This window comes from Scytonema sp. PCC 10023, assembly GCF_963920835.1.
Taxonomy (GTDB): domain Bacteria; phylum Cyanobacteriota; class Cyanobacteriia; order Cyanobacteriales; family Nostocaceae; genus Kalymmatonema.
Genome location: NZ_CAWUDP010000040.1, coordinates 51,206 through 74,544, shown reverse-complemented (window position 1 = coordinate 74,544; position 23,339 = coordinate 51,206). Strand labels below are relative to the sequence as shown.

General features: G+C 42.3%; 16 protein-coding genes. 9 read left to right on the top strand and 7 right to left on the bottom strand.

Features of this window, described 5'->3' with window-relative positions:
• Positions 1 to 44 precede the first annotated feature (44 nt).
• The 9 genes from ACM0OZ_RS23600 (at position 45) to ACM0OZ_RS23560 (ending at position 11,909) form a co-directional block, all read left to right on the top strand.
• The gene (locus ACM0OZ_RS23600; protein ID WP_414585246.1) at positions 45 to 995 is read left to right on the top strand and encodes an NAD-dependent epimerase/dehydratase family protein; all 951 of its coding nucleotides are present in this window, start codon (positions 45 to 47) and stop codon (positions 993 to 995) included.
• A gap of 45 nt (positions 996 to 1,040) precedes the next feature.
• The gene (locus tag ACM0OZ_RS23595) at positions 1,041 to 2,204 is read left to right on the top strand and encodes a glycosyltransferase family 4 protein (protein ID WP_414585245.1); all 1,164 of its coding nucleotides are present in this window, start codon (positions 1,041 to 1,043) and stop codon (positions 2,202 to 2,204) included.
• 32 nt (positions 2,205 to 2,236) lie between these two features.
• The gene (locus ACM0OZ_RS23590; protein ID WP_414585244.1) at positions 2,237 to 3,844 is read left to right on the top strand and encodes a Calx-beta domain-containing protein; all 1,608 of its coding nucleotides are present in this window, start codon (positions 2,237 to 2,239) and stop codon (positions 3,842 to 3,844) included.
• A 152-nt stretch (positions 3,845 to 3,996) separates the two neighbouring features.
• The gene (locus tag ACM0OZ_RS23585) at positions 3,997 to 4,659 is read left to right on the top strand and encodes a sugar transferase (RefSeq protein ID WP_414585243.1); all 663 of its coding nucleotides are present in this window, start codon (positions 3,997 to 3,999) and stop codon (positions 4,657 to 4,659) included.
• A gap of 184 nt (positions 4,660 to 4,843) precedes the next feature.
• Positions 4,844 to 5,935, top strand: a complete 1,092-nt coding sequence (locus ACM0OZ_RS23580; RefSeq protein WP_414585242.1) for a DegT/DnrJ/EryC1/StrS aminotransferase family protein — start codon at positions 4,844 to 4,846, stop codon at positions 5,933 to 5,935.
• Positions 5,936 to 5,985: 50 nt separating this feature from the next.
• Entirely contained in the window at positions 5,986 to 7,071 is a 1,086-nt protein-coding gene (locus ACM0OZ_RS23575) for a FemAB family protein (RefSeq protein WP_414585241.1), read from the top strand.
• 125 nt (positions 7,072 to 7,196) lie between these two features.
• Entirely contained in the window at positions 7,197 to 8,357 is a 1,161-nt protein-coding gene (locus ACM0OZ_RS23570) for a DegT/DnrJ/EryC1/StrS family aminotransferase (protein ID WP_414585240.1), read from the top strand.
• A gap of 120 nt (positions 8,358 to 8,477) precedes the next feature.
• The gene (locus tag ACM0OZ_RS23565) at positions 8,478 to 10,685 is read left to right on the top strand and encodes a GumC family protein (protein ID WP_414585239.1); all 2,208 of its coding nucleotides are present in this window, start codon (positions 8,478 to 8,480) and stop codon (positions 10,683 to 10,685) included.
• Between the two features lie 12 nt (positions 10,686 to 10,697).
• On the top strand, positions 10,698 to 11,909 hold the full coding sequence (locus ACM0OZ_RS23560; protein WP_414585238.1) for an HlyD family efflux transporter periplasmic adaptor subunit: 1,212 nt from the start codon (positions 10,698 to 10,700) through the stop codon (positions 11,907 to 11,909).
• A gap of 185 nt (positions 11,910 to 12,094) precedes the next feature.
• On the opposite strand, the gene ACM0OZ_RS23555 is transcribed toward ACM0OZ_RS23560, so the two are convergent.
• The 7 genes from ACM0OZ_RS23555 to ACM0OZ_RS23525 form a co-directional block, all read right to left on the bottom strand.
• A complete protein-coding gene (locus ACM0OZ_RS23555) occupies positions 12,095 to 13,768 on the bottom strand; it encodes a LysM peptidoglycan-binding domain-containing protein (protein ID WP_414585237.1) in 1,674 nt (557 codons plus the stop codon).
• Between the two features lie 200 nt (positions 13,769 to 13,968).
• On the bottom strand, positions 13,969 to 16,482 hold the full coding sequence (locus tag ACM0OZ_RS23550) for a type I secretion system permease/ATPase (RefSeq protein WP_414585236.1): 2,514 nt from the start codon (positions 16,480 to 16,482) through the stop codon (positions 13,969 to 13,971).
• Between the two features lie 9 nt (positions 16,483 to 16,491).
• Positions 16,492 to 17,256: a peptidylprolyl isomerase gene (locus ACM0OZ_RS23545; protein ID WP_414585235.1), complete on the bottom strand. Its 765-nt coding sequence runs from the start codon at positions 17,254 to 17,256 to the stop codon at positions 16,492 to 16,494.
• 239 nt (positions 17,257 to 17,495) lie between these two features.
• Entirely contained in the window at positions 17,496 to 19,649 is a 2,154-nt protein-coding gene (locus ACM0OZ_RS23540) for a pentapeptide repeat-containing protein (protein ID WP_414585234.1), read from the bottom strand.
• Between the two features lie 379 nt (positions 19,650 to 20,028).
• Positions 20,029 to 21,036 carry a zinc-dependent alcohol dehydrogenase family protein gene (locus ACM0OZ_RS23535; protein ID WP_414585233.1) on the bottom strand — a complete coding sequence of 336 codons (1,008 nt, stop codon included), beginning with the start codon at positions 21,034 to 21,036 and terminating at the stop codon, positions 20,029 to 20,031.
• 469 nt (positions 21,037 to 21,505) lie between these two features.
• Positions 21,506 to 22,912, bottom strand: coding sequence for a hypothetical protein (locus ACM0OZ_RS23530; protein WP_414585232.1), 1,407 nt, complete (start codon positions 22,910 to 22,912; stop codon positions 21,506 to 21,508).
• Positions 22,913 to 22,991: 79 nt separating this feature from the next.
• The gene (locus ACM0OZ_RS23525) at positions 22,992 to 23,333 is read right to left on the bottom strand and encodes a hypothetical protein (RefSeq protein ID WP_414585231.1); all 342 of its coding nucleotides are present in this window, start codon (positions 23,331 to 23,333) and stop codon (positions 22,992 to 22,994) included.
• Positions 23,334 to 23,339 lie beyond the last annotated feature (6 nt).

Below are 23,339 nucleotides of genomic sequence, written 5' to 3'. Positions count from 1 at the left end.
ATATCAATAAACTTTCATAAAATATCCATGTGTATTTTGAATTTATGGCTAAAAGTATAGTAACGGGATCCGCAGGGTTTATAGGTTCTCACCTTGTAGAAGCGTTGTTGAAACAAGGTGAAGAAGTCATCGGGATAGATGAATTTAATGATTACTACTCTCCAGCATTAAAGCGCAAGAATATTACACACTTGCAAAACCATCCTGCTTTTCAATTAATTGAAGGAGATATTCAGTTTTTAGACTGGCAGACACTCCTTAAGGATGTGGGCGTAGTTTACCATCTAGCAGCACAAGCAGGGGTGCGGGCAAGTTGGGGTCAAGGTTTCCACGCTTACACACAAAGGAATATTAACGCCACACAAGTTTTGCTAGAAGCGGCAAAGGATGCCAAACACCTGAAAAGGTTGGTATTTGCCTCTACCTCTAGCGTGTATGGTGATGCCGAAACTCTGCCCACTAACGAGGAGATATGTGCCAAGCCTGTTTCTCCTTACGGTATTACTAAGCTAGCAGCGGAGCGGTTGTGTGGGGTTTATCACAAAAACTTTGATGTGCCGTTTGTGGCGTTGCGCTATTTCACAGTTTACGGTCCCAGACAGCGCCCGGATATGGCATTTCATAAGTTTTTCAAAGCGGTGTTGTTCGATGAAGCGATTCCTATTTACGGCGATGGAGAGCAAACGCGGGACTTTACATTTGTCAGCGATGCTGTAGCCGCCAATTTAGCCGCCGCCACCGTACCCCAAGCTGTGGGCGAAATCCTCAACATTGGCGGTGGTAGCAGGGTGGTTCTAACACAAGTCTTGGACACGATGGAAGAAATTGTCGAGCGTCCAATCAAGAGAAACCACGTAGAAAAAGCGATGGGAGACGCCCGACACACTGCAGCCGATGTATCTAAGGCGCGGAGAATACTAGGTTATCAGCCGCAAGTTTCCCTGAGGGAAGGGTTAACTCAGGAATGGTACTGGGTTAAAAATTTGTATAGATAATCACATAAAGCATTCATGATTTATTTAGGAAATAGGTAAAATACAATGAAAATTTTGCATATTTGTGCAATTGCACCTACTGCCAAAATCCTTTTACAACCTCAGCTTAAATACTTTTTGTCCCGCAACTTAACAGTAGGAATAGCTTGTTCTCCGGGACCAGAATTTCAAGAGCTGCAACAAAATGGATTCAAAGTACACGCAGTTCAGATTGACAGGAGTATTTCATTATTTTCTAACTTGAGAAGTGTCTATCAACTGACGAAAATTATCCGACAGAATCAATATGACCTTGTTCATGTCCATACTCCAATTGCTGCTGTCTTAGGACGCATTGCAGCCAAACTCGCTGGTGTCAAACGTATTGTTTACACTTCTCACGGTCTTCCGTTCCACGATTTATCATCTCCTAGTCAATATCGTTTCTACTTTACTATTGAGAAACTCGCTGCTTTAATAACTGATCTGATTCTTAGCCAAAATTATGAAGATATCGCTACGGCTAAAAAATTGGGTCTTTGTCCGCCGGAAAAACTAGGTTACCTCGGCAACGGTATAGATATTGACCGTTTTAACCGTGATCGCCTCGGTTTCACTCATCAAACCGAATTACGCAAATCCTTAGGTATTCCTGAAACTGCTAACTTGATAGTTGGCACGATTGGGCGTTTAACTCGTAAGAAAGGGAGTGGATACCTGATTGAAGCCGCAGCCAAGCTACTTTCTCAGTTTCCTAATTTGCACGTTCTGGTGATTGGTGGTCAACTCAGCACTGACCCTGAACCGTTTCAAACGGAACTTATGGAAAAAATTCGCACTTTGGGGATTGAGAAACACGTTACCCTAACAGGCGAGCGCCAAGATATACCAGAGCTTTTAGGTCTTTTAGACATCTTTACGCTGCCGACCTTTACTCATGAAGGATTACCACGCTCCATCCTGGAAGCGATGTCCATAGGTTTACCAGTTGTCGCCACAGATATTCGAGGCTGTCGGGAAGCAGTAGTACATGGAAAAACCGGCTTAATTGTGCCTCCTCAAAATAGTGAAAAGTTAGCTGAGGCTTTGGGAACACTACTGTCTAACCCTGAATTGCGACAAGCGTATGGGAAAGCAGCTCGTCAACGTATTGAAGCTGAGTACGATGAGCGGATCGTTTTCCAACGGCTTGAGCAATTTTATCAAGAATTAGGGGTTTTGTTTACATGAAATTTTTACAAATATGAAGCTGGATATAGGAAATGTTACGTAACAGAAGATGGCATAAAACTTTGGGTTTTTCAAAAATTAAATTTTGGGTCTTTGTGGGCTTGTTAAGTATAGGGCTTGTTCAATGCGTCAATCCGAGCAGAGTGATGACTCTATCTAAACCTACTGTGACTTTCGAGTTAAGTAATTCTAGCATCTCTGAAGATGTCTCCACTGCCAGCTTAGCGGTAAATTTAAATGCTGTCTCCAGCGAGGCGATCGCTGTTGATTACGTAGTAACAGGCGGAACCGCCAGTCAGACAAACAGGGGGAGCGGTCAGGACTATACTCTTGCACAAGGAACCCTAACTTTTGAACCCGGTACTGTTACTAAAAACCTATCCATTTCTATCGTTGATGACGATATCAACGAAGCTGATGAAAATATTGAAATTAAACTTTTAAATCCAAAAAATGCAATTTTGGATGCCAAGAATTTGCATAGTTTGGAAATTCTTGATAATGATAGACAATCTATCGTTTCTGCCCGAGATTTTGGTGCGACAGGGGATGGAATCACAGATGACACAAAAGCAATACAAGCGGCAATAGATACAGTTTATAACCAAGGGGGAGGAGTCATCTTATTTCCTCCGGGCGTTTATATTGTCACGTCTGTAAAGCTCAAGGAAAATATCACTTATCAGGGATATGAAGCGACCATTAAACGGCCTGAGAATCAAGATAAATGGACAAGAACTTTCACTACTGAGTATTCAGGTAAGGAAAATTCAAAGCCCTTAATAATTAAGGGGCTTACTTTTGATGGAAATAGCAAAAATCAAGGAGCCTACCAAAAATATGAGTTAGAGCAAGCGCATTTAATATTCTTGACGGCTGAGCGAAAACTTCCTGGAAGATTACAAGCATTTATTGAAGATTGTACTTTCAAAAATGGAGTTTCTGATGGGATTTCTGTCTATACTAATGTGTCTGTGAAAGTAGACAATTGTGAGGCTATAGATGTATTCCGTGGTGGTTTCGTATTGACGGGTGGAAATTCATCTGCTGAAGTCTATAATCTGACAACAAGAGGCAAAGTTGACCCTACAGGAATTGACATAGAAGTGGATGGACGAGGTTATGGGGACACCTTGAAAGTAGATGTGAAACTTGAAAATCTCAATTTAATTGATGGAGATTTTGACGTTAACGTTGAAGACGGTTCAACAGTAATAGGTAATAACATCATTTCTGGTGATGCCCCTTTCTACATTTTTAGTTTGAATTCAACTATGAAATTTAGTAACTCGAAATTCAAAATAGGAGCCGCTGATGATTATGACAACAGAATTTTGTTTCCACATGATGTTACTTTTGACAACTGCGAATTTTATGTGACTCGGAAAGAAACTGGAAAGCCATATAGTTTTTTTAGTGCTGCTTATGTTTGGTGGCAGCATCCCAGTTATAGCAAACAACGCAATCAATTATTAGTTTTTAATAATTGTTTGTTTAAAGTAGATAGCAATATGAAAGAAACAGACAAAACTTATGCTGTTTACTTACGGAAAGATGAAGAATCATCAAACAATCGTTTAATCATTAATGGAGGAGACATTTCCAAAAAATTCAAAATACCAGTGTTTAAAGAAGAATAAGTGTCAGGGTTTGTAGAACGAAAGGCAAGTAATTGGTTGCCGAGGAAATTCGGTGATAATACACGGTTTGCGAAATGTAAAAGATGAAGACGTATTTGTGTACAAAATCTCAGCTTTCTTTTTTGTGATTATTGAAAAGTAAGGAGGTATTTATGTTGTTTACTAAACAGTTTCAGGATGTTCGTTCAAAGAACTATAGCAGATTCATCAAGTTTGTATTAGATAGATTTGTAGCAGCGATCGCCTTGCTGGTTTTTTCTCCCTTGACGCTGGTACTTGCGATCGCGATTTATTTCCGCATGGGTCGCCCAATTCTTTTCACACAACCCCGTCCTGGAAAAAACGCTCGGATTTTCAACTTCTACAAATTTCGTACCATGACAGATGAGCGGGACAGCAATGGCAATTTACTCCCCGATGAGAAACGACTTACAGCTTTAGGAAAATTTTTGCGGCAAACAAGTCTGGACGAGCTCCCTCAATTTTGGAATGTTCTCAAAGGAGATATGAGTTTCGTGGGTCCTCGTCCTTTATTGGTCAAGTATCTTGAGCGCTACACCCATGAACAAGCACGTCGCCATCAGGTGAAGCCCGGTATTACTGGATGGGCGCAGGTCAATGGTCGCCGCAGGTTAGATCAATTTTGGGACGAAAAATTTAAGTTGGATGTCTGGTATGTCGATAATTGGAGCTTGTGGCTTGACCTAAAAATTTTGTTCCTGACTGTATGGCAAGTCCTAAAACGAGAGGACATAACTCAAGAAGGTCACGTTACATCTGAAGAATTCAAAGGTCAAGTTGAGCGACGCTCTTAGGCTGCAAACCCTCCAATTCATGGCATTCCCCTAAAGAAATGGTCAACAAAAAGCTGTCTCATGTTGAAATGCGCTAGCAGTCAGTAGATTGTCGCTGTTGGCAATAATCATGGCTGAGAAACGGTCACGCCACGTCGGCTTGAATTTGCAAAATAAACCAGTTAAGTACAAGGATTAGGTTAAAATGTCAGGCTCGATGGAAAAAAGGTGGGAAGTTGGATCTGAGTTTGATTGGTGGGATGGACTAACCACCTCATGTGCATCGCCAACTTTACTGCCTAAGCTTTACGAACTGTTTTCAACAGGCACTTCTGTTTTGTTGTCCATTCATCATCACACTCAACTTAAGGGGAGAAGGTCAAGGTTGCATTTACCTTCATTCTTTTGTATGCACGTTGCAGCCAAACTTCAAACAGTTTTTGATTTATATTGGTATCGAGATTTACCTACAGAACCAGCCCCAGACTTTAACACCCTTCGTCCTTCTCCAGGCGATCTAGTTCTGGCAGTTAATTTATTTGGGGTGCGGGAAGGAAGCCTTTGGCGAGATTGGTTACATAGACATGATGGCATCCTTTTAATTGAAGACCATACTCACGACCCATTCTCACCTTGGGCTAAGCAGAGCACCGCTCACTATGCAATGGCATCTCTACGCAAGACTTTGCCAATTCCTGATGGAGCAATCATTTGGTCTCCCCAAAAGCTAGAACTGCCCAAACCCTTATCCTCAGAGGCATTTGGTGCTCATCAAAAACTTACTGCAATGCTGTTGAAACGAGCTTACATAAATGGTGCAAAGATCTCAAAAGATACCTATCGACTTCTGCAAATTGAAGGAGAACAACGGCTTAGTCATGAAACAAACGCAGCAGCTTGCTGTTTTACTACCCAGATTCTCAATTGCCTGAATATATCAGAATTACGGCAGCGCCGGGAGGCAAACATCAGGCAATTTTTACAGTTGAGTTTAACTACAACTCCTGTCGGCTTGAGACCCATGTTTACATCATGGACCTCTGGAGCAGTGCCATTTAATGCTATTCTGGTTTGCAAAAAACATGAAGTTCGAGAGGCTTTACGGAAGTTTCTGATTAGTCAAAATATTTTTTCAACAGTTCATTGGCAGCAACCCTTTGAGGGACTATCTACGAACGATCCCATAGCCATAGATTTGTCAAATCGTATTCTTACCATTCCTAGCGACCATCGTTACTCTATTAATGACATGACTCGAATTATAGAAATAATGGCAGAGTTTACTCAAAATAAATAATTCTTGTACTAACTTTCAATAAAAAATCCTAGCCAATTTTCAAAAATAATATGAATATTGAAATTTTTGATCTAGCCAGTGATTTATGGCAGCAAACGCTGGAAAAACTGCATCACGATGTTTACCATTTACCAGAGTATATACTTCTGGAATCTAAAAGAACTAATACTATTCCAGAAGCTATTCTGATCACTGATGGTGACAAAATATTTTTTGTGCCTTATTTATTACGTCATTGTGATGATTTATTCAACAGTCATTTAGTAATATCAGAGTTTTTTGATGTTGTATCACCTTACGGCTACCCTGGAATTTTGTTAAGTGAGGTAGCAACTCATTCACCTGAATTTATTGAATTAGCAATAGAACAGCTAAAAACTGTATTATTTACGAAGAATGTGTGTTCAGCATTCTTTCGACTTCATCCAATACTTAACGAAAATTTAAATGAAGTTTTATCGCCTGAAATTTGTCAAGTAAATGGAGAAACAGTTTCTGTAAACTTAGAGATGTCAGAGGCTGAAATATGGCGACAAACACGAAATGACCACCGAAATAAAATCAATTGGTGTAAACGCACCGGAATGACAGCGAAAATGGTTCCATTTATAGAGTATCTTGATGATTTTATTGAAATTTATGAAGAAACAATGAATCGTGTAGCAGCTAAAACTTCATATTATTTTGATTATGACTACTATTTTAATCTATCAAAATTAGGTAACAAAATTCACTTATGTATCGTTGAATGGCAGGAGGAAATTATATGTGCTGGTTTGTTCACTGAATGCTGTGGTATCGTTCAGTTCCATCTTTCAGGAACGAAAAATAAGTTTTTAAAACAAGCACCAAGCAAATTAATGCTGGATTATGTGAGATTTTGGGCTAAAGAGCGTGGCAATAAAGTTTTTCATTTGGGAGGTGGGGTAGGAAGTTCTAGAGACAGTCTTTACGAATTCAAAGCAGGTTTTTCTAAACAAAGCCATAAATTTTTAACAATACGCATAATTACAGACAAAGAGAAATATCGGAGTCTGGTTGAATTCAAGGCAGAATCTTTGAAAATCGATGTTGATAAAATACTACAAACAGAGTTTTTCCCAGCATATCGTTCACCTAACATTTTCCCAGATTAAAGTGACACAATGCAGAAAAGCTGATCTACCATTTAATATGGTTCTAAAGTGCAAAAGATATTAGCGATAGAATCTTGGCAGAATTAATGCCGACAGTAATGCAAACCCAATAGTAAAGTATAAGGATGAACAAACAAATTCTTCTTTCAACACCCCACATGGGTGCTCACGAATTAGAGTTCGTCAAAGAAGCATTTGACACGAACTGGATCGCCCCCGTTGGTCCTCATGTAGATACTTTTGAGCAAGAATTTTGTCAAGTCACTGGAGCAAGTCATGCTGCTGCTTTAAGTTCTGGGACGGCGGCTATCCATTTGGCTTTGCAATTAGTTGGCGTTGAGTATGGGGATGAAGTTTTTTGCTCTACCTTGACTTTTGCAGCCACCGCTAACCCAATTACCTATCTAGGGGCAAAACCAGTATTCATTGATAGCGATCGCACTTCTTGGAACATGAATCCCCACTTGTTGCGCCAAGCACTAGAACACCGCGCACGCATTGGCAAATTGCCCAAAGCGGTTATGGTAGTGCATTTATATGGTCAAAGTGCGGATATAGATCCAATACTGCAAGCTTGCAATCAGTATGAAATTCCCTTAATTGAAGATGCTGCTGAATCTTTAGGAGCTACCTACAAAGGGCGATCGCCTGGAACTTTCGGGCGCATTGGCATTTACTCCTTCAATGGCAACAAAATCATCACCACCTCCGGCGGCGGGATGTTGGTTTCTGACGATGCACAACTAGTAGCCAAAGCCCGTTTTTTGGCTACCCAAGCACGCGATCCGGCTCCCCATTACCAACACTCAGAAATTGGTTACAACTATCGCCTCAGCAACGTTTTGGCTGGCATCGGTCGGGGTCAGTTGCGTGTTCTGAATGAGAGAGTTGCAGCTAGACGACGCAACTTTGAGATTTACGCCTGTGCTTTGGGACTGCCAGGAATAGAGTTCATGCCAGAAGCCGCTTTTGGACGCGCCACCCGTTGGCTAACATGCCTGACAATCGATCCAGTCGCTTTTGGTGCTGACCGAGAACAAGTCCGCTTAGCACTTGGCGAACAGCAAATTGAAACTCGTCCTGTGTGGAAGCCGTTGCACCTACAGCCCGTTTTCGCAGAGTGTGAATCTATTGGTGGTGCCGTTGCAGAGGATTTATTTGCACGCGGTCTTTGCTTGCCTTCTGGATCTAATCTCACAACCGAAGACTTGGAGCGAGTAATTAGTGCAATTTCGGCAGTTCATTATGACAATCGCAAAACTCATACTTCACTATTTATGGCTTAGTGGGAACTTTAATAGACAAACCAATTGTCATGTTTTACTACTGGCAAAATTTATACATTCAAGATTGATTGAATATATAATATGAAGAAAAAATTTGAATAAAAAATTGTAAGATTATTTATGGAATCACAGGAAAATTTTGTAAGTATTGATAAGTATTGGCAAGTTCTTTCGCAAGTCCTGAAGCGGCGTTGGGCACCAGCGATAGGAATCTTTCTTCCTGTTTTCCTGATTTCTCTGCTGGGTTTTTCTTTAAAAAAACCTTCTTATATGACGGAAGGAAAACTACTTTTTCAAAGAACTACGCTCTCTTCCCTCACGGGAGTGGGGACAGAAATAGCTAAGTTAGAACCAGTGGCAGCGGATAAAAGTAATCCTCTCAGTACAGAGGCAGAAGTTATACTTTCTTTCCCGATTGTCCAAAAGACCATTGACAGACTCAACCTGAAAGACAACAAAGGAGCATCCCTAAAACCTCGGGATTTGATCAAACAGCTGACCGTGACTGGGATTAAGGAAACTGATATTCTAAAAGTTTCCAACAAGGATACGAACCCTGAAAGAGGCGCACAGGTTGTTAATACGTTGATGGAAGCCTATTTAGAGCACAACGTATCTTACCACAGAGCCCAAGCGGTAGCTGCTCGCAAGTTTATAGAAAAACAGGTGCCAAAAGCTGAATTAGTTGTCCGCGAAGCTGAAGCTGAACTAGCGCAGTTTAAAGAAAAGAACAAAGTTGTTGCCCTGCAAGAGGAAGCGATTAAGGCAGTGGAAGTGATTAGCGAGTTGCAAAAGCAAATTAGCGCAGATCAATCTCAGATTGCCGAAGTCAAAGCCCAGTCTGAAGCGATCCGCAATCAATTGAGTATGAACTCCCAGCAGGCGGTAGCTAGCACTTCCCTCAGCCAGTCTGCAGGTGTACAAGATATCCTCAAAGAAGTCCAGCAGCTAGAGTCGCAACTAGCAGCTAGGCGCACTGTTTTACAAGACACACATCCGGAAATCATTAATTTAGAAAGCAAGTTAGAAGCCTTAAAAGGGATACTACAACAGCGAATAGGAAATGTTGCGGGAACTAAGCAACCAGAACTAAACGGCAACTTGCAGATTGGAGCGCTGCAACAACAACTTACTGCAGAACTTGTCAGATTAGAGTCAAGCCGTCTGGGTTTAACTAGTAAAGCAGCCGCATTATCTAACTTACAAGCTGCCTACAGGCAACGGCTTAACATTCTGCCCAGATTGGAGCAACAACAGCGCCAGTTAGAACGCAAAGTACAAGCAGCCCAATCTACCTATTCACTTCTGCTACAAAAGCTGCAAGAGAGCAGAATAGCCGAAAATCAAAACGTAGGTAACGCCAGCATAATGTCCAAAGCTCAACCTCCTGAAGAGCCTATTTCTTCTCCTGTGATTTCGTATTTGAGTGCAGGCTTTCTGGCTAGCATAGCTTCTTTGGCAACTATATATCTTTTGGAAGCAAGAGATAAATCAATCAAGACAGTTGATGAGGCAAAGGAATTACTGGGATTGACCTTATTGGGGGTCATTCCTTCCTTTAGCAAATCTAAAAAATCTACTCGCGGTAATCAAGAGTCAGATTTATCTACGCATCAACTCATTGTTAGGGATATTCCTCGCTCACCAATTAGTGAGTCTTTCCGGATGCTGCGGGCGAATTTGAAGTTTACGAGTGCCGATAAAGAGTTAAAAGTTATCGTTGTCACCAGCTCCGTACCCAAAGAAGGTAAGTCAACAGTAGCAGCCAATTTAGCTATAGCAATGGCTCAGAGGGAGCGTAAAGTCTTACTGGTAGATGGAGATTTGCACCGTCCAGTTCAGCATCACATCTGGGACTTGCCAAATAGCCCAGGTCTGAGTAATGTGATTGTCGGGCAGGCTGAAATCTGGACAGCGATCGCACAAGTCATGGATAATTTGTATGTCCTCACTTCTGGAGTCGTGCCTCCCAGTCCAGCATCCCTGCTCGACTCGAAACGAATGGCTGGATTGATGCAAAGTTTTGCTGCCAACTATGACTTTGTCATCATTGATGCTCCCTCATTAACGGTTGCCGCTGATGCTGCTACTCTGGGTCAAATGGCTGACGGTGTTTTGTTGGTAGTTCGACCGGGAGTCGTTGATTCCGCTAATGCGGCTTTTGCTAAAGAGCTTTTGGAAAAATCTGGTCAGAATGTCTTGGGACAAGTGGCGAATGCAGTTCTTCCTCAAAATCTCAGTCTGAGCTACTACTACTTCACCGAGGAATATAACACCCAAGAACAAGAAAGTGATATTATAAATCAATCTGCGAAAAGTGTAAAATAAGCTGCAAAAAGTATGAAGCAGCCTTTAGCTTCGTCTCCAGCTCAAGCTCGGCAAACAAAAGAGCAATTTGCTAATCCAAACGCTTACCTAGATTATGAATTAGGTAAGGCAGTGCAAGAGCTACCCCCGCTTTATACAAGATTGGTGGGGGTAACCTTAAGTTTGGCAGTATTTGGGGCGATCGCCTGGGGTGGTTTGAGTAAAGTCGATGAAGTGGCTGTAGCTCCGGGTAAGTTGATTCCCGGTGAGCAAGACGTGCAGCCAGTGCGATCGCCTAGTAGTGGCAAAATTAAATATATCAACGAAACTAGGATCAAAGAAGGTCAGCAGGTACAAAAGGGTGACATCTTAGTAGCACTTGACTCAGAATCGTCCCAAGCTGAGATTGAAAGGCTAAACAACCAAGCTCAATTGATTAAGCAAGACATCCAGACTCGTAGCAAAGCAGCAGCAGAAAGCCAGAAAGCAAGCATTAGGCAGGCAGAAATTGAACTTTCCGGTTTGCGAGTTAATTTGAAAGCTGCTCAACGGGATGTAAATAGGTTGCGTAGTCTCAGCGGTACTGCTATCCCGCGACAAGATTACTTATATGCTCAAGATAAAGTCAGAGACTTAGAAAAAAGTATTGCTGGCAAAGAGCAAAATATCCAGCAACTCAAGCAAAATTATAAAACTGGACCCCTTTCTGAACTTAGCAAGCGCCGCGAAGAATTGCAGACAGTTGAAAGGCAACTAGCTCAAGCTAAAAATCAGCAGCAGAATCAAACTATTACAGCTCCAATTACTGGCAGAGTTTATAACATTAAAGTGAATCCAAGTCAAGGTACAGTGCAACCTGGTGAAGAGTTATTGTCAATTTTACCAGAAGGGAAAGAACCTTTGCTAGAAGTTGATTTGCCAAATCAATATCGAGGATTTGTTGATGAACGAATGAATGCAAAGGTGAAGATAGAAGCTTTTCCTTATCAAGAATATGGTGTGATTGAAGGCACTGTGGTTTACGTTAGTCCCTACGCAGTTGTGAAGGATAAGAATTCGGGCAAGGAGGTTTATCCTACTAGGATTAAACTGCATAAATTCATAATTAAAGCGCGGGGTCAAGATAAGCCGTTAACTCCTGGGATGGAGGCAACTGGGGAAATCGTGATGCGGCAGAAGACGATTTTGAGCTTGTTGATTGAGCCGGTTACGCGGAAGTTTGATGAGGTGTTTTCTGTTAAGTGAATCGTCGAAATAAGAACCCCGACTTCTCTAAGAAGTCGGGGTTCTGAAGAAGAATTGGCGATCGCTTGGACATTCTTCCGCAAAATTGATGGGCTTTGCTGATTGGCGGAATCATCTGATACCAAGCTTTGAGCTTTGAAGTACAAACTCATCATATGTTTCAGCAATGCCCCAGATCGAGCTTGTTAACCAAAAAGTTTATTCCACGCCTTCTTAGCTCCGTCCGCGATCGCTTTCCCTGCTTTCTCTGCTCCTTGCTCTATATCATCGCCGAATTCACTTCCAGCGACACCACCAATTATTCCACCGACTATCATTCCTGGAGGTCCCGCAAAAGACCCAATAGCAGCACCTGCCGCTGCACCACCCCATCCACCAGCAACACTACCCGCTGTTTTCCGGAATTCTTGCCCAAATCCGTCTTTGTGATAAGCATCTTTTAGCCGCCATGCATCAAGTCCAACTGCAACTGGTGCAGCGACTCTACTCGCTCCTCGGAGTACCCCTTGAGCAGCTCTCGATTCGCCAACGGTTCTAGCTGCTTGCAGTGTCCTCTTAGCTACTCTAGGCTCTTTCACTGTTCTAGCAGCTTGCAGTGTCCTCGTTTGAACAGACCTATTACCACCTCTTGTTCTTACAACATAAGTTGCTGAATCTTTATAACCTCCGAGTGATTTAACACGTTCAGTCCAAGTAGAGGGGAGAGGCTGGGCACCACCTTTGGGTTTTATAATGACGTGTTTTTGTGTCTCTCCTGGTAGGGCAGTATTGCCTCCTGGTCCTAAAATGGGAAGTCCGACTTTAGTAATAGCTCGATCAACTTCATGGAAACCCTTATTTTTATTACCAAGAAGTGCTTGTTTGCTAAGGGCGATGCGATCCCGCACTCGCTGTCTAGATGCTTCAGAGGTCTCAGCTGCTAAGGGTGTCCCCTTAACTTCTACTGCAATTCCTCGACCGTTATTTAGTTGAATAAAATTATCCGGACGACGTGATTTAGCGTCTGGAAATTGTAGGGTTTTTCTCGTGTTGCGATCTTTCCAAGTTGTTTGACGGATGTTTCTGACAATGTCTGATCTGGAATCAAAATGCTCATTCCAAACCTTCTCAGTTATTTTACCAATAGCACGTTTAGCATCCAACGAGTTGGTCTGTGGCAAACTTGTGCGTGTTAATCTGTTCGCGATACGAGTTCCTACGGCGATTCCTTTGACAGTTCCGTTGATCAGCGCATTATTCCAGGTGTCAGATGAATCTCTAGACCCAGTGCTTCGAGTTGGGTGACTGGAGCCATTCGTGTACTCACGGCGCATTGTACCCTCAGCACTAAGCAGATTTAAAGATACCTGCGAGGTTCTAGAAACCAATGCAGGTGAAGCGCTAAACTGGGTGCTTTTAGTCGAAGGAGTCGAGCCTGGGGTAAATTCACGGCGCGTTATGCCTTCAGGGCGAAGGATCTGTGTAGGTACACGGGGTGTGCTTGAGCCCAGTGTAACAGGATGAGGTGTTTGCATCGTCATCTTAACCCCAGGAAGATAGACTTGCGTCCCTACTTGGAGATGCTTAGCTTCTTGCCGAGTAAATTGACTACCATCAGCTTTTTGAAGTTCGCGCCAACGAGTACCATCCCCAAGTTTTTTCTGGGCGACTTCCCACAGAGTATCACCCGAACGAAGGCTGACAGCAGGAGCACGGGAAGGTGCTGAAGGCTGCGGTTTGACTAGTGTTGAGGCGGCTGTTGCATGGGGACGTGTTAAAGAAAGAGGATTTGCTGCACGGGGATGTGTTTCAGAAAGGGGACTTTGTGAAACAAGTCCTCCGCCAGATTTCTTAAACCTAATATCTTGAGTATTAACCATAGTTATTCAGTGGAATTTAAATCTTGCTTATCTGGCTTGTTATCAAAGCCAAAGATGAAGTAAACCCCTCTACAGTTTTAACCTCATCTCTTTACATATAAAATGGCTGAAAACAACCATAAAAATCTTGAATTTTGACTTCTATTTGTTTTTAAAAGCCTTTACTGTGTAATTTATTATATTTTACAAAATTTAATAAATTACACGCTAGCCAACTGCCGTTGATACAACGCCCAATACACGCCTCTTTTCTCCAGCAACTCTTCGTGATTGCCTCGTTCCACAATCTCCCCTTTCTCTAATACTAAAATCAAGTCTGCTCGTTTCAAGGCTCCAAATCTATGAGCAATCATAAATACCGTACGCTCCCCCTTTACTTCCTGCAAGTTCTGCAAGACTTTTTGTTCTGTCTCACTATCTAAGCCACTTGTCGCTTCATCTAAGATTAAAATCGGGGCTTGGGAAAGGAATAAACGCGATAGAGCAATGCGTTGTCGTTGTCCGCCAGATAGGGAAGTTCCCCGCTCCCCAATTTTTGTTTCGTAGCCGTGGGGCAGTTTGTTGATAAAATCATGAGCAACCGCTAGTCGTGCTGCTTGTTTTACCTGTTCTGCTGTAATATCTACATCGCCAAAGGTGATGTTTTCGGAAATGGTACCGTCGAAGAGAAAATCTTCTTGGAGGACAACGCTAATTTGTTGCCGCAAAGAGCCAATATCAGCAGTTTTAATATCAAAATCATCAATCAAGATTGAGCCTGATTCTGGTTGGTAAAGTCGTTGCAAAAGTTTAGAAAGGGTACTTTTACCAGAACCGCTTCGCCCCACAATTCCCACAAACATTCCTGGCTGCACAGTGAAAGAAATACCTTTCAAAACAGGTTCTTCTTGATTTTCTTGATAGCGAAAAAATACTTTATCAAAATGTACATTACCCTTTAACTGTGGTAAAACCACACCAGAACCGGGTTCAGCTTCTGGGGCAAAATTGAGGATATCCCCCAGCCGATCCACAGATAGTAACACTTGCTGGAATTCCTGCCAAAGCTGTACTAACCGCAGCAGTGGATCTGTGACTCTAGAAGCTAACATTTGAAAAGCAACTAATGCACCTATTGTCAGCTTTTGTTCGATGACGAGTCCGGCTCCAAACCAGAGAATAATTAAGTAGGAAAAATTAGTTAAAAAGTCGCCGATATTACTGCCAATATTAGAAGTGGTAGAAGCTTTAAAACTCGTGCGAATGTAACGGGCAAACAAACCTTCCCAACGGCGGCGCGATTTGCGTTCAGCTGCATGGGCTTTCACAGCATGAATTCCCGTCACTGTCTCTACTAAAAAAGATTGACTATCAGCACCGCGATCAAAAGTTTCATTTAGCCAACGGCGTAGTATGGGCGTTGCTACTAAAGTTAAGGCAGCAAATAGAGGAATCACAGCCAAAGCTACCCAGGTGAGGGTGATACTGTAAGAAAACATTAATGCCAGATACACCACTGAGAAAATACTGTCCAAGATGACAGTTAAGGCTGTACCTGTCATAAACTGACGAATATTTTCTAATTCCTGCGCTCTGGCAACGGTATCACCTACGCGACGTGATTCAAAATAAGTTAAGGGTAGGCGCATCAGTTGACGAAACAACTGAGAGGATAAACTCAAATCGAGACGGTTAGCAGTGTGGGTAAAGATGAATAGCCGCAAAATGCCCAAAGTTGCCTCAAAAAGAGCAACAATAAGGAGAGCGATCGCCATCACATCCAAAGTGCCACGGTTTCCGTACACCAATGCTCTATCGATGATGAACTGAGTAATAATCGGCGTTGCTAACCCCAACAATTGCAGCGCAAAAGAAAGTAACAGGACTTCTGCTAGCAACTTGCGGTAGCGCCAAATCGCTGGGACAAACCAACTGAGGTTGAATTTCTCCTGCTTTTGGATTGGTTCTACTTGCCAAAGTTGCCCATCCCAATTTTCCTCAAGCATCTTTTGGGGAACGCTTTCGCAAGTTTGACTGAGGTTGGTGGGATTGCCGATAATTAAGCGATTACCCCTCATGCCATACACAACAATCCACCCCTCCTCTTTCCCCCCCTTGCCAAGGGGGGGATGAAGGGGGGGTTGCCAAAGCAGCAAAGCAGGGAAAGATAATGAGCGCAAATCATTCCAAGTCACTTGTAGCTGTCGCAGTTGCAACCCCAACTTTTCACCCGCCTCCATTACATCGTGAGGGTGCTGTCCCCGGAGTTGACGCTGTACCGACTCCAATTGGATAGGATTTTGTAAGTATTGAGCTGCCATTGTTAAGCAAGCAGCCGCAGTGTTGGGACTCAAGATAAATGGATAGCCTGATACTGGTTGAGGGAGACTTGCCTCTATTGGTTGATAGCGCGATCGCTCTTGCTGCCAAAAGCTATTTAATTCTAAAGAAGAAGCTTGCTGCCACAGTGCTGCAGATGCCACAGCTTTAAAATTTCCAGAAAGCTCTAGTAAATCTCCAAACCAATCTCCTGCTTTTAAAGTTGATGACTTAGGGTTTCCCTCTTCTCTAAGACGGACATTTCCCGAAATAATTAAAAATTGGCTTCCGGGTTCATCTGTAGACCAAATTATATTTCCTGTCTGATAATGATAAGTTTGGGCTTGATTTCTTAATTGAATTTGCTGCTCAGGAGTTAGCAAGCAAAAAGGCAACTCTTCCCAGCGTAAGTTCATGATTTATCACTAAAATTTCACCTGAAGGTTGACATTAATATTTTGAATTTTCTCTTCTAACCATTGCTCAAAAAGCTCATCTTCTAGTTCTTGTTTCAACTGTTCTTCTAACGAAGCATCTAGGAATTTTTCAACGCGAACTAAATACCACAGCCCCTCAACTTCCACTGGTCCTATCAACTCTCCAGGATTTGCTAAATTAATAGCAGCCCTAAGGGCATCTGGCAATGTACCTTTACTAATTGCTCCCATCATGCCATTGAAAACCTGGTCATCTGCTATAGAATATTCCTGAACTAGCTGCTCAAATCTAGCACCGTCTTCGATAATTTGACTTTTTAACTCTTCCGCAAGTGCTTGTTCTTCTACGACTAGGCGTGATAGTACTACCCGATCCAAAAATATCTTGCGTTCAATAAAATATTCCTGTATATTTTGCTCACTAACTTGAGCTTTCAGTTTTTCCAACTTAAGACTAGAAGCGATTTGGCTGCGAAAGGTAGGGTAATCTAAACCCTCTTGAGCTAGCCATTCTTGGAAACTTGCAGAGTCAGTAAGTTGATTATTTAATCGAAAATCAATTACGACTTGTTCGATTAAATCAGAATTAATATCAGTATCGTCTAGGGCTTGTAGTTCCTTTTCTAAGACGTGCTGACGCATAATCACCCAAAGAACAGACTCAAGTTTTCCAGCAGACTCAAGGTATCTTAAGGCTTGCTCAAGAGAAATAGGCTGCTCGTCAGCGGTTAAAAATGGGCAGGACTCAAGCATTGATAAAGTTATAAAATCTGAGAGAAATGTTAATAGCGTGGGTTAATATAGGATTCCTATGTGATTTTTGAAATACACGTAAGGTGGGCAATGCCCACTATATCAGAGTTATATCTGGGTTTTGGTGAGCATTGCCCACCCTACAAATAGTTAAATTTTTTCAAACATAAAATCGGATTGCTATATCTTTAACGTTAGCGCTAGTATTAAAACTCGACAACAATTTACTTAACAAAGTATTACTTCAGATAAATCAGCAAGTTCAATCCGGGAATTGTGCGGGAGAGAGTCCACAAAAGTAGGGTGATGTAAAGTATACCTAAAATCCACTGGTACCAGGCAAGTGTCGAGATGATACCAGGAAGGTGCTCGTCTCGTAAGCGAATGTCATTAAAGCCTAATCTCAATAGGTTGTTGAGGCTAAAGTCGTAATAATTGAGCCAGTTCCAGCGGCTGTTCCACAACAGAGGCAAATATCGTTCACGAAACATTTGATACCTGGGTATCACTGGCAAACGTCCAATAAGTAATCGTAACTGGCGCAAAGTCCCATCTTCTGTGAAGTAGGAAACGTCCATCAAGTTGTGATAGCGACCTTGTTGGTAAAGTCGGAATAACAATGCGATCGCTAACGGGAAGATAATAACGAAAAGACACGCTAGTGTTAGCCAAGGCTGTTCTCCTGTCCGAAAAATAGCAAATAAGCCAAACAGTGTTAACAGGCTAAAACTCGTTAGCATCGACGTGGTTTCGTAAGCTGTGGGAATAATTGGTATTGGAAGAAGGCGACGGAAACGATCAACAAACCAAAACAGTAAACCGAAGAAGGCGATCGCAATCAACCCCACACCAATCACCAAGCAAAAATTCGTCCCATAGCCAGAAAGCAGCAGCAGTAAACTCAACGCCAACCAATTCCATGCTTGCACTAACCATCCAAATGGCGAGAGGGGTTCGCTGACAAATAAGTCCGAGCTTAGTTTGGTGTATGTTTCATAATCTATATACGGTAAAGAAAGTAACTCAGTTTTATTGCGAAATAATTGTTGAAGACGGCGACGGGCGATCGCTTCTGCTTGAATTGCCGAAAAACCCAGCTTTACCAAACGTTCTTGAGAAGCACTATTCAAATTCGTACCAACCAGATGACGGCTTAAATCCTGTAGTCGCAGCCGCTGCTTTGTGTACTCCAACTGATTCGCATCGCCAATTTGCTGCAACAGACGGAAATTTTGCCCTAAATTCCGCAAAACGCTTTGATTGCCTTGCAACCCAGACACCACAAGGATTTTACCAATTTGACCTGGATTGCCTAAAATTTTTGCTTGGTTAGAGTTAAAAATTAGACCAGAGACATTCAAATAAGCATCCTTTGCAAAGCCAGCATCGCTAAAATCCGCAGAGTTGACAATGCTAGCGCTTTGCAGATTCACAAGTTGGTTAAACTGTGCTTCCCGAAAGGTTACAGCTTGCTCAAATGTCGCTTCTGTGAGGAAGAAAAACTGATTGAAAATAGCTTTAGTAAACTGTGCTTGCTGGGAAAAATGTACATTAGAAAAATCAGCGTTTCCTTGCCATTGCACGCGACTGAATTTAGCCAAATGCTTAAAATTTGCTTGGGTGAAGTTGGCTGTATCCTCAAAGGTGCTGTCTTGGAAATATGTGCTTTCTTGAAATTGCGTTTGCTTCAAATTAGCTTTATCAAAGAAGATACTGCCCAGAAACTCGCTTTCTTTCTTAAAAGTCGCACTGGCAAAGCTGGTTGCACGGCTAAATCTTGTTTCAGTCCAATTTGCCGATTGAGTAAAAATAGCACCTTGGGCATCCACTGGCTGAAGAAAAAACGTATTGGCAAACTGCACAATACCATTGAAACGAGTTTCTACCAGCGTCAACGAACCACGGAAAACACTAATTTCGGTGGATGTAGTTGACTTTGCTAAAAGCGATTTACAGTCTTTGGAACTAGGTAATGCGACAACCAGTGACTGCAAGCAAACCTCGCGTAAACGTTCCAGTTGTTCTTGTTCAGTTGAGGTGAAAATAGGGGCGATCGCTTGAGCATATAGAGGTGTTCTCAAACCTAAATCGCTGCCAAAAAAATCTCCTTGAATTAGAGAATAACTCAAGTCTAAACCTAAAGGTTTTGAGCCTGCTTTTTGCAGTTCTTTTCGCAAGATTTGATAGAAAGCATCGCGAAAGCTCGCATTTTCTGGTTGTAAATCTATCACCATCTGCCGTAAATCTACTACGACATTGCCTTCACGAAGGATGGGCGTATGCAGTCGCTCTTGTAATAATTCTAGAGTTAAAGGAGTGCGTTCTATTTGTGCAGGTGCGCCCGATGCGGGTAGGGGTTGTGAAAAAAATAAGAGCGCACATAAGATAATCAATAAGCCAGCTTGTTTTAAGCACCCTACCCAAGATGAAAAAACCTCACCCCCCAACCCCCTCTCCGCAAGCAGAGAGGGGGAGGTCTTTTTTCCCCTCGTTGCTTGCGGGGACGGGGAGGTATTTTTTTCCCTCCTCACTTGCGGGGACGGGGAGATATTTTTTCCCCTCCTCACTTGCAAAGAAGGGGAGATATTTTTTCCCCTCCTCACTTGCAAAGAAGGGGAGATATTTTTTCCCCTCGTTGCTTGCACAGAAGGGGAGATATTTTTTCCCCTCCTCGCTTGCGGAGAGCAGCGCCGTGCGGGGGTTCCCCCCGTTGAGGCGACTGCGGAGGAGGGGTAAGGGGTGGGGTCATATTTTACCAAAACAAATTTCCTATCACTTATCTCCCATTAGCAGAACAATTTTACCCGTCACTGACCCAGTTCCAAGCAAATGATGAGCTTTAGCTGCTTCTTCCAGTGGGAATGTCTCGCTAACTTGAATTTTCAACTTCCCTGCATCAATCCATTTAGCACACTGTTCTAAAATTTCTGCGTGGTGTTCTTGCGCTTCCACAATTCCTTGCAACATTGGCAGAAGCATCATTTCCAAGCCGATGCGGAGATTACGCAATCTAGCAGCTTTCCAAATGGTGTTAGCGTCTGGTTCCAATATCGTCACGATGTCGCCATAGACTCGCACTGCTGGGAAAGTTTTATGAAAAGTCTCTCCGCCTACGGTGTCAAAAGCTAAGTCTACACCTTCGCCGCCAGTCCAATCGAGTGCTGCTTGCACAAAGTCTGTTTCTTTATAATAGATGACATGGTCAGCACCCAGTTTTTGGACGAACTCCGCTTTCTCCCGAGTACTGACAGTCGTGCAGACATCAGCACCTTTGAGCTTCGCCAGTTGAATTGCTACATGACCGACACCACCAGCACCTGCATGAATTAAAACTCGTTCCCCAGGTTCCAAACGTCCCCGTTCGTATAAAGCTTCCCACGCAGTGATTAACACTAACGGCGCTGCGGCTGCTTCCGCAAAGGATACAGACGCAGGTTTACGGGCAACAAACCGCTCGTCAACAGTGGTATATTCAGCATAATTGCCTTGGTGTGCGCCCAAGCCACCGTGACAAAAATACACTTCATCACCTACGCGAAATTCCTGTACGGCTGCACCCACCGCCTCAACAACACCTGCACCATCACATCCTAAAATAGCAGGCATTTTGTCGGGGTAGAAAGTGCCACGTTGACGAAGTTTTGTGTCAATCGGGTTAATACCTGCTGCCCGTAAGTGTACCAAAAGTTCAGTTTCTCCCAAAGGAACGCCAGGGTTTTGCACATCCTGCACTTGCAGAACTTCGGGACTACCTGCTGCTGTCATTAAAACTGCTTTCATCGCTTCCTCCTGGTGTGAATTCAGCTTGGTCATTGCATTTGACACTTTACCGCAAAGGAGAGCTGTCCAAAAGGCGATCGCAGTTCCACAACAAGCTGTCGTTAGGAATTTATATGCTGTCGTTAGATCCTAACAAGTTGTCGTTAGATCCTAACAAGTTGTCGTTAGATCACAACAAGTTGTCGTTAGATCACAACAAGTTGTCGTTAGATCACAACAAGTTGTCGTTACGACACGAGGGATTTCCAAGAAATAAATTATCCTCAATTGTGGGGTGGGCATCCTGCCCGCCCTGAATACTGGGACGGGTGGGGACACCCATCCCACAAGAAAATTTGGGATATTTTTTTATTTGGAAGTCCCCGATAATTAGATGTATCTGCTCAGTAACAGTGCCTCATAGTAATCCTGTGTCTGGTTTAGCCTACTGCTGATATGGCGTGACTAGGATAACTTATTCTAACCCCACTTACTTTCCTTTAGTTCTCTTGGGTTTCGGTTTAGTAACCAACCAAGCCATCATACCAAAAACGACGGTAGCCAGAAGACTCCACAGCAAGGATAATACTAGGGGATGAACTGGGTACTTGAAATTTATCTGCTGTGCAAAGGGTTTATCTATGTGTTCGGTGACAACACCGGAAACTATTGCACCACCACCAAAAGCTATACCTAATACTTGGATGGTGCGTTCTAAAGAGTGATCGCGCTTGGCTTGTTCTACCTCTACTATGCCGCGAATTGTCCCTATCATCTGGTCAAAGAGGTTTTGACCGGGGGTAAGATAAGCTAAGTCAGTATTAATTTGTTCGACAAAGGTATCTTCAGCCAGTTCCAGAAAGTTGGACACGAATTCTAAATCATCTGATTTTATGCATATTTTATTTAGCTTGTCAAGGGATAAACGATAGTTCTTGCTATTAGTTTGAATCGTAGTTTTGTGCAGTTCTAAATCTCTTAAATAATCAACATAATTAAAAGAAATTTCTGGTATTTCCTGAAGCCATTGATTGAATTTATCAAATTTTAAATCGATGGGGTTATTTTTTTGTTCTTTAAACTCTTGCTTACATTGTTCTAACTCAGAATAGGCTTCTCTAGCTTGTTCATGACACCATATAGCTTCAGAACGAGCATAGATAATTTTACTGCGGCAAAGGAGAAGGTCAATGAAAGGATAATAATATTTTCCGTCTGTTTCTAATTTTGTAGTTTCGGAATGGGTATTTAACCAAATTAATAAATGACACTGTTCTTCAGGAGAGTCGGCATCATTGTTATATTCAAATATAGGACTACCTAATAATTGCCCTTGATGCTGACAATAAATTTTGAGTTTCCGGACAGTTTCTTCTGATAGTAATGCTACAACACAAGCATCAGCGAAGGCTTGCTCGTTATCTATTTGTCCTACAGGTTTAGCAAAAAATACTAGGGTTTGTCCTAGAGAAGCGTTGATATTTTCAGGAAGCAAGCAATCATCTGGATTTAGTCCTCTTAAATCAGTGAGTTGTACCTCTGGGTGGGGATAACGTAGGGTTAAATCAAGGGGGTAGGTATCGTGAATTTCTAGGGGATTAGCTTCGCCGCTTAAGTGTAGATTCTTGTTATGTTTAATGGCGGTGAAAGTTAAAATACGTTCGGGAAGTATTTCCCCAGTGATACTAGTTTTTTTATTATTTTCTTTTTCAATCAGTGCAGGTAAAGTTTCTAGTTTAGGAACACCAAGTTGTTTACCAAGATCCTGGCATTTTAGCCATAAATGGTTGGCATTTTTTACAGGCTGTTTGGGTTTTAGTGCCAGGCTATGCTTCAGATGAAAGGCATAGAGAGTTAGCTTGGGATAAGCTACCTTTACTGTTGAAAAATAATCCATTTTAGAATGATGAGAAATGTCGCGGTGTCCAGATCCCCGACTTCTATAAGAAGTCGGGGATCTAAATTTTCACATAATATCAATTATTACGAGTCGGTTTTTCTACCTCCTTAGCAGATGACGAACTTTGTTGAATAGAATTAAGTATATGCTTTTTATCAAGTTCGTATTTGGGAATATTTGTATTTGCTCGCTTCTCCCCTGGCGCTCTTTCTGTTAATTCTTCAATTTCTGCTAAAGCCTCATCGACTTCAGGATGTTCTGAACACCAATCTGAGATAGTATTGGAGAGAGATTCGATTTCATCAGGTTGTGTCTCAATCAATTGAATTAATTCATCCCTATCTTCTTTTGAAAACAATGAGGGTTGAGTTGTCAATACATGGATAAAAATGTTAACACTACTTTCATAATCAGACATGACTAT

Coding starts and splice junctions, on each gene's coding strand:
- ACM0OZ_RS23575 (WP_414585241.1), top strand. CDS start 5,986: ATGAATATTGAAATTTTTGATCTAGCCAGTGATTTATGGCAGCAAACG.
- ACM0OZ_RS23585 (WP_414585243.1), top strand. CDS start 3,997: ATGTTGTTTACTAAACAGTTTCAGGATGTTCGTTCAAAGAACTATAGC.
- ACM0OZ_RS23565 (WP_414585239.1), top strand. CDS start 8,478: ATGGAATCACAGGAAAATTTTGTAAGTATTGATAAGTATTGGCAAGTT.
- ACM0OZ_RS23535 (WP_414585233.1), bottom strand. CDS start 21,036: ATGAAAGCAGTTTTAATGACAGCAGCAGGTAGTCCCGAAGTTCTGCAA.
- ACM0OZ_RS23530 (WP_414585232.1), bottom strand. CDS start 22,912: ATGGATTATTTTTCAACAGTAAAGGTAGCTTATCCCAAGCTAACTCTC.
- ACM0OZ_RS23590 (WP_414585244.1), top strand. CDS start 2,237: ATGTTACGTAACAGAAGATGGCATAAAACTTTGGGTTTTTCAAAAATT.
- ACM0OZ_RS23600 (WP_414585246.1), top strand. CDS start 45: ATGGCTAAAAGTATAGTAACGGGATCCGCAGGGTTTATAGGTTCTCAC.
- ACM0OZ_RS23580 (WP_414585242.1), top strand. CDS start 4,844: ATGTCAGGCTCGATGGAAAAAAGGTGGGAAGTTGGATCTGAGTTTGAT.
- ACM0OZ_RS23570 (WP_414585240.1), top strand. CDS start 7,197: ATGAACAAACAAATTCTTCTTTCAACACCCCACATGGGTGCTCACGAA.
- ACM0OZ_RS23545 (WP_414585235.1), bottom strand. CDS start 17,256: ATGCTTGAGTCCTGCCCATTTTTAACCGCTGACGAGCAGCCTATTTCT.
- ACM0OZ_RS23525 (WP_414585231.1), bottom strand. CDS start 23,333: ATGTCTGATTATGAAAGTAGTGTTAACATTTTTATCCATGTATTGACA.
- ACM0OZ_RS23560 (WP_414585238.1), top strand. CDS start 10,698: ATGAAGCAGCCTTTAGCTTCGTCTCCAGCTCAAGCTCGGCAAACAAAA.
- ACM0OZ_RS23555 (WP_414585237.1), bottom strand. CDS start 13,768: ATGGTTAATACTCAAGATATTAGGTTTAAGAAATCTGGCGGAGGACTT.
- ACM0OZ_RS23595 (WP_414585245.1), top strand. CDS start 1,041: ATGAAAATTTTGCATATTTGTGCAATTGCACCTACTGCCAAAATCCTT.
- ACM0OZ_RS23550 (WP_414585236.1), bottom strand. CDS start 16,482: ATGAACTTACGCTGGGAAGAGTTGCCTTTTTGCTTGCTAACTCCTGAG.